Origin of the sequence: Rhizobium sp. IY2, from assembly GCF_047532935.1 — a bacterium.
In the GTDB taxonomy this organism is placed as follows: Bacteria; Pseudomonadota; Alphaproteobacteria; order Rhizobiales; family Rhizobiaceae; genus Rhizobium; species Rhizobium anhuiense.
This window is the reverse complement of record NZ_JBLKNU010000044.1, coordinates 1-349: the sequence shown is the minus strand read 5'-3', so window position 1 is coordinate 349 and position 349 is coordinate 1. Positions and strand designations below refer to the sequence as shown.

Sequence of the window (349 nt, the reverse complement as noted above, 5' to 3'; positions counted from 1 at the left end):
GGCGATCTCCGGCAACACGGTGAAGTTCGAAAAGGTCGAGCAGCCCATATAGTGGTGGATCTTGTCCTTGCCGATCGAGAAGCGGCTGGTGCCATCCGGCATCAGCCCCTGACCCTGGGTCGCACGGATCGAGGTGCAGAGGTTGGTCTTGCGGGACAGGCAGGAATAGCACTCGCGGCATTCCGGGGTGTAGAGCGGAATGACATGGTCGCCCTTCTTCACCGAGGTGACGCCCGGGCCGACATCGACGACGATGCCGGCGCCCTCATGGCCGAGGATGGCCGGAAACAGGCCTTCCGGATCGGCGCCCGACAAAGTGAAATCATCGGTGTGGCAGATGCCCGTCGCC

1 protein-coding gene is annotated in these 349 nt (G+C 63.0%); it reads right to left on the bottom strand.

Annotation, left to right across the window (positions count from 1 at the left end):
• Positions 1-349, bottom strand: a 349-nt coding sequence (locus ACMUVN_RS33300; protein WP_414816056.1) for an alcohol dehydrogenase catalytic domain-containing protein, incomplete at both ends; no start/stop codon positions are given.